Annotated in this window: 8 protein-coding genes and 1 pseudogene; 2 read left to right on the top strand and 7 right to left on the bottom strand. The window is 67.8% G+C overall.

What is annotated here, in order from left to right:
* Positions 1 to 118: 118 nt before the first annotated feature.
* Positions 119 to 343 carry a hypothetical protein gene (locus ABD340_RS44260; RefSeq protein ID WP_344597747.1) on the top strand — a complete coding sequence of 75 codons (225 nt, stop codon included), beginning with the start codon at positions 119 to 121 and terminating at the stop codon, positions 341 to 343.
* 45 nt (positions 344 to 388) lie between these two features.
* On the opposite strand, the gene ABD340_RS44255 is transcribed toward ABD340_RS44260, so the two are convergent.
* From ABD340_RS44255 to ABD340_RS44245, 4 genes and pseudogenes are all read right to left on the bottom strand, one after another.
* Entirely contained in the window at positions 389 to 895 is a 507-nt protein-coding gene (locus tag ABD340_RS44255) for a hypothetical protein (protein WP_344597746.1), read from the bottom strand.
* Between the two features lie 255 nt (positions 896 to 1150).
* Positions 1151 to 1276, bottom strand: a pseudogene (locus ABD340_RS48240) (ATP-binding protein); the annotation flags it as partial.
* Between the two features lie 50 nt (positions 1277 to 1326).
* On the bottom strand, positions 1327 to 2508 hold the full coding sequence (gene istA / locus ABD340_RS44250; RefSeq protein WP_344597744.1) for an IS21 family transposase: 1182 nt from the start codon (positions 2506 to 2508) through the stop codon (positions 1327 to 1329).
* A gap of 563 nt (positions 2509 to 3071) precedes the next feature.
* A complete protein-coding gene (locus tag ABD340_RS44245; RefSeq protein ID WP_344597742.1) occupies positions 3072 to 3467 on the bottom strand; it encodes a hypothetical protein in 396 nt (131 codons plus the stop codon).
* Between the two features lie 247 nt (positions 3468 to 3714).
* On the opposite strand from ABD340_RS44245, the gene ABD340_RS44240 reads away from it, so the two are divergent.
* Positions 3715 to 4665: a phosphotransferase family protein gene (locus ABD340_RS44240; RefSeq protein ID WP_344597741.1), complete on the top strand. Its 951-nt coding sequence runs from the start codon at positions 3715 to 3717 to the stop codon at positions 4663 to 4665.
* 527 nt (positions 4666 to 5192) lie between these two features.
* On the opposite strand, the gene ABD340_RS44235 is transcribed toward ABD340_RS44240, so the two are convergent.
* From ABD340_RS44235 to ABD340_RS44225, 3 genes are all read right to left on the bottom strand, one after another.
* Positions 5193 to 6629: a helix-turn-helix transcriptional regulator gene (locus ABD340_RS44235; RefSeq protein WP_344597739.1), complete on the bottom strand. Its 1437-nt coding sequence runs from the start codon at positions 6627 to 6629 to the stop codon at positions 5193 to 5195.
* A 381-nt stretch (positions 6630 to 7010) separates the two neighbouring features.
* The gene (locus tag ABD340_RS44230; protein ID WP_344597737.1) at positions 7011 to 8045 is read right to left on the bottom strand and encodes a hypothetical protein; all 1035 of its coding nucleotides are present in this window, start codon (positions 8043 to 8045) and stop codon (positions 7011 to 7013) included.
* A gap of 27 nt (positions 8046 to 8072) precedes the next feature.
* The gene (locus tag ABD340_RS44225; protein WP_344597736.1) at positions 8073 to 8636 is read right to left on the bottom strand and encodes a hypothetical protein; all 564 of its coding nucleotides are present in this window, start codon (positions 8634 to 8636) and stop codon (positions 8073 to 8075) included.
* Between the last annotated feature and the right edge of the window lie 16 nt (positions 8637 to 8652).

Here is an 8652-nt window from a genome sequence, read left to right as displayed (position 1 = left end):
TATTCAGGTTCTTCTTGGTCGATGAACCCTCTACCGGAGGCCTCACTGCTTTCGGCGCAGGACATGCCGCTCATCTCACTTCGAAACAGGCCCTGGTGTGGACATCAGATCGCGTGACGTGATCGATGGGTTTGAAGCGATCTACGTCGTTGAGGACGGTTGCGAGCGACGGGTTGGCCTGGAGGAGTTGAGCCGGGCGGGGCTGGAGGAGGCCCTGCCGGTCCGGTCGTTCCCCTCGCCGCTTCAGATAAAGACGTCCGCGCACTTGCGTCCGGGAACAGCTGCTCAGCACGAAGTCAGGAACATGATCATTGGCGGTTCGAGCCAGACCTGTGACGCCTGACCTGTCAACAGCTCCATCGATCGGCGGTCACGCCACCCACTCACCTCACTCCGCGAGTGACTGCTGAGTCCTTGGGGGAAGCAGGGGACGTGCCACAGGCTTGTTATCGAGTTGCCCGGGCGCACGGAGTATCTCGTCCCGAACGGCATTGATGAACTCCAGGCGAGCCTCCTCCATCGCATCTCGAGCGGCCGCCCATACGTCTTCGTTCGTCACCTCGCCGTCCTTGATGCGTCCGTGCTCCACCCAGAAGAGCTCGTCCATGCGATAGGCGGCGGCGATGACTATCTCTGGGCCGACCAACCAAATCGATGCGAGCGCCTCGTTCCAGGCAGTCCAGTCAATCGGCTCGTTCTGCTTCCACTTGCGCCGCAGAGCGAGCTGGCACCGGGTCGACTCAGCGATGATCGACTTGCAAGCGTCGATCTGCCGGTCCCTGGACCAGTGCTGTCGCTGTGTCCGGCTGGAGAGCACCGCTCCTACCGCAACGCCCAGCAGAGAGGCAGCCGCTCCCCCTGCGCTGGACACAACCACTTCCCACGGGAACGGCATGACCCCTCCTTGACCCCTCTCTGGTGAGGATGACTGAAGGACGAGCCCTCGTCGAGAGGCGCAGCCCCCCAGCCACTTCCGGAAAAGGCCTGTCGGCGACGGTCGAATCTGGGGCCGATGCGACGGTCGAAAATGAGGCCACCGGCTCGTGGTGCTCGGATCTTGGGTTCTGACGCTGGGCAGCGTGTCGATGCCGCGGTTGCGTAGTCGGTAGCTGGCGCCCTTGAGGGTGAGGACGTCGGCGTGGTGGACGATGCGGTCGATCATGGCTGCGGCGACGGCTTGGTCGCCGAAGACGCCGCCCCAGCTGGAGAAGGGCAGGTTGGAGGTCAAGACCAGCGAGGCGTGTTCGTAGCGGGATGAAACGAGCTGGAAGAACAGGTTCGCGGCGTCTTGCTCGAACGGCAGGTAGCCGACCTCGTCGACGACGATCAGAACAGCTTCGCGGTGGCCAGGTGCGCCGGGTCGGTGACCGTCATGCCACGGGCCCAGACCCGGGCATGCTGGGCAACCAGCCGTCCCTCGAGGCGGACCTGAACCTGCTCCAGGTCCGCATGCACGTCGACCAGCCTGCCGATCACCGCCGGATCCACGGAGTAGTCCGATGCATCAAGGCGGACGTAGTAGTCGCGTCCCAACCGGATCCGGTTCGACCATCCCACCGGTGGCGGCACCGGAGGCAGGGGCAGCATCGCCGCCCGATCGGCCTCGAGCAGATCCACCGGACGAGCCTTGATCGTGCGCACCACCCTGCTGTTGGCGCGGGTGAGCCACTGGGTGAACTGGGCGTTGAAGTCGGCCGGAGAGGTGAACTCACGGCCCGGCATGAACGAGGTCTCGAAGAATCCGTTGCGGCGCTCCACGACGCCCTTGGACTCCGGATCCCGCGGCCGCAACCGCACCAGGGTCGTGGCCAACGTGCCGGTGAACGCAGCCACGCCCTCGGCATGCCGTTTCCCGCAACCGATGCCGGGCTCGTTGTCCCAGATCAGCCGCCGCGGCACCCGGCCCAGCTCACCGAGCAGCTCCCAACTCGCCAACAGCAGGTCCTCGCTGCGCCGGGTCGGGATCATCCGAGCAAGCGTGAACCGGGAGTGAGCCGCGGTGATCACCAGCACCGGCAACAACACCCGGCTGCCGTCCTCGATCGGAATCTTGCGCGGCGGGAACCACAGATCACACTGCGCCGCCTCCCCGGCCGCCCAGGTCAGCCGGTCGGCAGGGTCGGGCCTGCGATGCTCCGGCCGCAGCCGGCGGACGTTATCGCGGAACCACGTGATCGACCCCGTCCACCCGACCCGCTCCGCGATCAACGTGGCCGGCATCTCCGGGTGCTCGGCCAACATCGCCCGCACCCGAGACTCGAACGGAGCGAACGAGGTCTCCACCGGCGGCCGCTCATACCTCGGCGGCCGATCCGAGGCCACCGCCCGCGCCACCGTCGACCTACCGACGCCCAGATCCCGAGCCACCTGCCGCTGCGGAACACCCTCCGCGACAAGCCGCCGGATCAACGCCCAATCCTCCGCTGAGATCACCCATCCAATCTGTCTGGGTGGCCTCGTTTTCGAGCGTCGTCGACAAAGGCCACTTTCAATAGGACGATCACTCACCTTCGCGTCCAGGGATAAGTGGCCAGCCACAGGTCATAGCTTGATCATTGGCCAGATACTTCTGGACCTGACACCAGCAACCAGTTCCCGCGAACCCGCCCCACCTCAACGCCCAGACCAGGCAACCACGCGCGGGTTCCCAGCGCACCTCGTCCAGGAATCGACGAACCCGCACGCTTTCGGCTCCTGCACCACGCCCACATCGCGGTCACCCAGGGTGACACTTTCCGGCTCACCCAAGCCACCTCAGGCCAGGGGGTGAAACCCTTCACCTGACCCTGACCAGCACCAACGGTGGGGAGAAAACCTGGCCGCCGTTGGGGACGACTTCGCGACTGCCAGTGGGGCGATCTCGAGGCCGCCTACGGGGAGTACTGAATGGCCATTGACACGTCGCCTTGCTCACCGACGTCCAGGCCCGCAGCCCGCATGAGGGCGGTGCAGAGGATCAGTGACCGTTCCCTCTGGTCGGTGATGGAAGATCACCTCTCCAGGCATGTAGACGGGTCTCCCCGGGGACGCACACGGCAGACACCCGGCCTGACAGCGGGACCCCCGGCCCGCTAGGTGTGGAGGCAAGGTAGCGCTGCGAGGCGCTCGGCCAACTGATCGATCGCCGAGGTGGGCCAGCTGATCGATGTCCAGCCGTTGGCCCGTGCCGGAGTCGACCGAACACTGTCGATGTCGTTGAAGGCGGTAAGCAGGGCCGGGGCCGCGTCCGCTCGGACGGTGATCCAGGCGCGGCCGGCGTTGAGTCGGGCCAGCCGCTGGACCTGATCCGGTTCGGCTCCGGTGGTACCGGCGAGGGTTGCTTCACCGCCATCTTGGCAGCTCAAAAGTGTCTCGAAGCCGAGTCGCCATAGTTCGGTGACCACCGGGACCATCAGGTCGTCGATCTCGACGCGTTCACCGTCCGGCGTCGTCAGGAGCTGGGACGGGTGGTGCTGGGGCACGGACACAGACGATCTCCCTGGAGGAGGGGCTGCCGTCAGCCTGTCGTCGCAGGCTACGCCATCGAGGAGATCATGGGCGAGGCCGAGCGAGGGCTGAGGATCCCCCGCCAGGTTAGCGAACGCTCGATCATCACCGCCCTCTCTCTGTGGACGGTGCGTTCGCCGAAGAAACCCTGAATATGTTGTTGGAACGAGTCCTCGCCCCGACGCCAACGGCGGCTGAGTACCTCAAGCAGAAAGCGAAGTGATCGGGATGGAGTTCGTGCCGGTTGAGCGCGCTTCGGAGGCGTTCCAGCAGTCGCTGACCGCGAACGAGATCGCAAAGGTCTGCCGACGGGCCTTTGGTGCTGCTGCCAGGCCCGTCTCCGTGGTCGAGTTGGGCACGGGCATGTACAACAACGTCTACCGCGTCACTCTCGCCGGGCGTGAGCATCCGGTGGTCCTGCGGGTCGCGCCGCAGGAGGGCCGCCAGTTCCGCTCCGAGCGGCATCTGATGCGCAACGAGTTCGCGAGCGTGCCCTGGTTGTCGGTGATTGCGTCGCTGATGCCGCAGGTGATCGCCGCGGACTGGTCACACGAGGTGGTCAGCCGGGACTGGATGATCCAGACCTACCTGGACGGCGTCCCCGCTCCTGAACGGCTTGGGGCCTACCCGCGCACAGCCTGGCCGGCTTTCTTCCGGCAGCTGGGCGCCATCACCCGGGCCGTGCACGGGGTGCGCGGTCCCCGCTTCGGTCCGGTGGCCGGTCCGGGCTACAGCACCTGGAGCGAGGCGGTGATCGCGTCGCTGGAGAAGATCGCCACCGACCTGGACAGTGTCGGCCTGGACTCCACCGATGTGCGCAAGGTCGCCGCCGCGGCCGCCCATGACCGCGCCGTGCTGGACGAGGTCACCGAGCCCCGGCTGCTGACCGGGGACCTGTGGACCGTCAACTGTCTCCTGGACCCCTCCGCGGCAGAGCCCACGATCGTCGGTGTACTGGACTTCGACCGCACTGAATTCGGAGACCCGCAGGCCGACTGGTCCATCCGGATGGCGACGGCGAAGCAGGACGAGCGCGAAGCGTTCTGGGAGAGCTACGGGAACCCGGCTCGCTCGCCAGCGGCGGTGTGGCGGGCGCGGATCTACCAGGCCCGCCACCTGGGGGCGATCCGTCTGGAGCGCCACCGGCTCGGCATGGCGAACGCGGTCGGGGAGAGTTAGTCCCTGTTCCTGAGCTTTGATCTCGTGTGTGCGGCGGTTGTGGCTGGCGGAGGCATGGTGACCAGCGGAGATGGTGCTGTCTGCTTGGGTTGTGGCGGCGCCTGGGCAGCGGGTGTGTCCGAGTTGTGGGCAGATCCTGCCGGGCAAGGCCCGGCGGGATGCGGTGTATTGCTCGGATGCGTGCAGGTCACGGCATTGGCGGTGGCAGCGGCGGAGCAAGGTCCGGTGACCCCGCCGACACATCAAAACTCCTCTGCATCCAGCCGGGGGCGTTTTGGGTGGTCGCGCTCTGGTGACGAGATCCAGGTAGCCCCCCGACGAGCTTCACGAATGGCGACACGGCCTACTTCGATGCAGGGCTGGAATCTGCGTGCACCATCGACGCCGGCGCTGACTCTGGCAGGTTCGTCTGGGATGTGAACGGCGAGTTCGACCGGCTACGGGAGTCCGGGGAACTGCAGCACACCCCGGTGTCCCGGCGGATCAGGCGCACGGCACTGTTCGGTGGCCCGTTCTGGGTCGGTAGTTCAGTTGCCGTTGCGGGCGGAGATGAGCTGGTCGCGGGTGAAGACACCGCCCTCGTCTTGGGGGACGCGTTCGGCCATGCGCAGGAGCCCGGGATTGGGCTGCTCTTCGCGGAGGCTGCGGACGGCGGGGGCGTTGATGTCCTCCAAGAGCCGGTTGAGGAGCATTGCCAGAGTGGTGGGGCCGTTGCCGCGGTACCCCCAGGTCAGGCCGTCGCCGTCTTCTGGGGCGAGGTAGAGGGTGCCGTCGCTGGTGCGGATCCAGACCTGCTGATCGCGGAGGATGACTGTGTGCAGCGGGGATTGGGCTGGGAGCCTTTGCGGGGTAGCGGCCCAGGCCTCGCCTTCGGGAGTGGTGATGACGGGCAGGTCGGTGGCGGGGTCGGTCCAGTAGCCGGCCGTGGTCCAGTCGTCGAAGACCTGGGCGGCGGCGGTGCGTTCAGCGGGCTGCAGCCGGGAGATGAACTCAGCGGCTTCGGCGGAGCGTTCGGGGTCGAGATGGTTGGGAGTGGAGAAGGGGAAGTAGCGGCCGGAGTTCCAGCGCAGGGCGAGGTCGACGCAGTCTTCGGCGAGCCGGTCAGTGCGTTTGAGGATCTGTGCCCAGCCGTCGCGCAGCCAGTATTCCTCGACGTCGGGGGCCTCCTCGACCTGCAGCAGCGTGGCGGCCAGGGTGATGGCCTCGCGGTCGTGGGCCTCGTCCAGCAGGTCGATGTCGCTGCGGGCGCCCATCGCGGCCTGGGCGTCGATCGCGCGGGCCAGTTCCAGCGCGGCGGCGGCCACGGTGGAGCCGTCAGGGCTGTCGGAGACCAGCCGCAGCAGCGGCCCGGTGTCCAGGGCGGGGTGGCGGGGCGGTAGGACCAGCGGCGGGCTTCCCGGCCGCCAGCGGGCCATCTCTCTCGGGATGGTCAGGCCGGACGGCCAGTAGGGCACCGGCATGCCGAGCAGTTGGGCGAGGTCGGTCCAGCGCGGGTGGTAATGCCGGTCGGGGTGGGCCTTGTCGACCGCGCGCAGCTCCGGACCCCACGCGTCGTGGAACCCGGCGTCCATGCCGACCATGGCGTCCGCTCCGGTCTTGGGGAGTAGCTTGTTCAGCGCGTGGACGATTCGGCCCGCCTCCATGCCGCGGGGCCTGTAGAGGAAACAGATCCTGCCGAGCTCGCTATCCCAGTTCAGGATCACGTACCCGTCGACCATGCTGGTGCCCAGGTAGTAGGCGCCCTGGCCGGAGGCGGGGCGGAACAGCAGGGGCGCGCGGGCGGCCAGGTCGCGTTTGGTGGTGGCCGCCCACCGCAGGATCTGGGACTCGTACCAGTACTCCCGTCCCTGCTCGTCGCGGCCTGCGGATTCGGGGAAGGTCGGGTCCTTGCGCAACTGCCACACCCGAGGCCGGGAGACCCCCAGTAGCCGTGCGATGTCGGACGTGCCTAGTTGATCACTCACAGAACCATCGTAACTTACGGGTACCGTAAGAGGGAGGGTTGCGAGTCAAGTAACTTACGCGTTGCGTAAGCAAGTCTGGGGCGTGGTCACGTGGCGGCTCCGGCGCATTCCAGGACCCGGTACACCGTTAGTACCGGGCGACGACCACAGCGCGGTTGCCCATCGCGGTCACTGCCCGCCGGGCTGGCTGCCGGGCGGGACGGGGAAGCCGTGCGTCTCCAGTTCCCGGCGTAGTCGCTTGAGGGTGCTCGGGCGGGGATCAAGCATGATCAGCTTGTTGACTCGTTCGCGCGTGATGTCGGCCGCCAAAACAATGATCGGGCCGTTCGCCCTCCACGGGCGCAAGACCAGGTTGCCGACCCACTCCGTTCGGGTCGATGTTCACCGGTCCCAGATGTGGACGGTTTCGCCAGTCTTGAGCGGTTTGCCGTCGGGGCCTTTGATGTGTGGGTTGATCCAGATGGGGCGATGAACCTTTCGGCTGGGGTACCACTGCTGGCGCCAGTGGCCTTTGACCATCCATCGGCAGGTGTACTGGCGAGCGGCGTGGTCGTCGTCGGGGGCGCCCGGGGCGCGGGTGGCAGGGCGCAGGTGCAGCAGCCGTACGGGTCCGGTGGGCAGGCCGTCGCGCTGGTCTCGGCGGGCTGAGGCGCGGGTTCCGTGGAGGTCCTCGGCTTCGGCGATGTTGGGCTGGTTCATCAACAGCCATGCGGCGCGCAGGGTCTGGGCCCAGGGGGCGAAGGAGTCAGGGTCGCCGGTATGGCTGTCGCCGGGCTTGTAGTGCGCCTTGGCCTGCGAGCCGTATCCGATCGCGGCTTCGTTGTCCCAGGTGAGGGGGCCGCGGATCTGGCGTAGCCGGGCGCGTTCGGCGCTGCGTGCCGGACGTCCGGCCTGGGTGGCGAGCATGCGTTCCAGTCCGGCGAAGTCGGTGGGGGCGTAGTAGGTGAACCAGACGCCGCCGCGTGGGAAGGCGGGCAGGTCGCAGGGGCCCCAGCAGACCGCGACGATCGGCACCCGGGCGGTGAATCCGCCGTCGGTGTTGATGTAGGAGCCGATCGGCTCGGCGAACACGATGAATCCGGCCGGGGAAGGAACGTCGGGAGGTTCGAGGCGGAAGTCGGGAAGTGACTCGCCGGCGGCCACGGCCAGTGTGGTCATCTCCGCGCTGACGAAGTACAGCTCGGCCGCGCGTAGCCGCTGGTACTCCTGCTCGCACAGTACTTGGGCGGCCGCCTCGGGGGTGGGCGCGTTGGGGATGATCGACCCGCGTCCCATGGCCAGTGCCCCGGTCGTGTGGCGAACCTCCCACGGGCTGCGCATCTGACGGGCCATCGCGGCACGCAGCTGCGGCACCGCGGCCGGGGCGGGCGGCTTCCAGTCGGTCTTGTGCACCTCGTCGCCGGGTTGCTGGGGCATCGGTTCTCCCTTGGATGGCGAGGTTCTTCACGGCTCGTCGCCGATGGCCGCGACGGCGCGGTCGAGTTGTGCGCACAGCTCGATGAGTTCGGCGAGCGTGGTGTCGGCGGTACCGGTCTGGTCGGCCAGCCGCAGCACCTCTCGGGCCTGCCGCCACGACATCGTTGCCGCAGCGGCGTCGTGGAGCGGGGTGAGGTGACGGAACAGGGGCGCCGGGAGCGGTCTGCGGCCGAAGGCGAGCATGTACCGCGTCACGGTCGCCGCGCGGTCGGCGTCCGGCTCGTCGGGGTCGGCGACGGCGAGGGTGACGAAGCCGCGGAAGCGTTCGACCCAGAGCCGGTTCCCGGTGGCGGGGTCGGTGAGTACGCGGTCGGCGGACAGGTGCCGGGCGGTCTCCCACAGGCCTTGTAGGTGCGGCTCATGTTCGGGGTGTGTGCTAACGCGGCGGGGGCTGGTCAGCCCGCCGAGGCCGAACGCGGCCAGGAGCGTACCGATAAGCGCCAGCGGCAGGCTGGAGGTCCACAGGTAGGAGGCAGCCAGCGTCACTCCAGCGAGGGTGAGGGCGGCGGCCGCGATGCGTGGACCGGTCACGGGTGTCCCCTTCCTG

This window comes from Actinomadura vinacea (assembly GCF_039532545.1).
Classification (GTDB): domain Bacteria; phylum Actinomycetota; class Actinomycetes; order Streptosporangiales; family Streptosporangiaceae; genus Spirillospora; species Spirillospora vinacea.
The sequence above is the reverse complement of the archived record's forward strand: the minus strand, read 5'-3'. Positions and strand labels throughout refer to the sequence as shown.

What these genes read in the sequence shown, in the direction of transcription:
- ABD340_RS44255 (WP_344597746.1), bottom strand. Translation starts at nt 895, where the DNA reads ATGCCGTTCCCGTGGGAAGTGGTTGTGTCCAGCGCAGGGGGAGCGGCT.
- ABD340_RS44240 (WP_344597741.1), top strand. Translation starts at nt 3,715, where the DNA reads ATGGAGTTCGTGCCGGTTGAGCGCGCTTCGGAGGCGTTCCAGCAGTCG.
- ABD340_RS44230 (WP_344597737.1), bottom strand. Translation starts at nt 8,045, where the DNA reads ATGCCCCAGCAACCCGGCGACGAGGTGCACAAGACCGACTGGAAGCCG.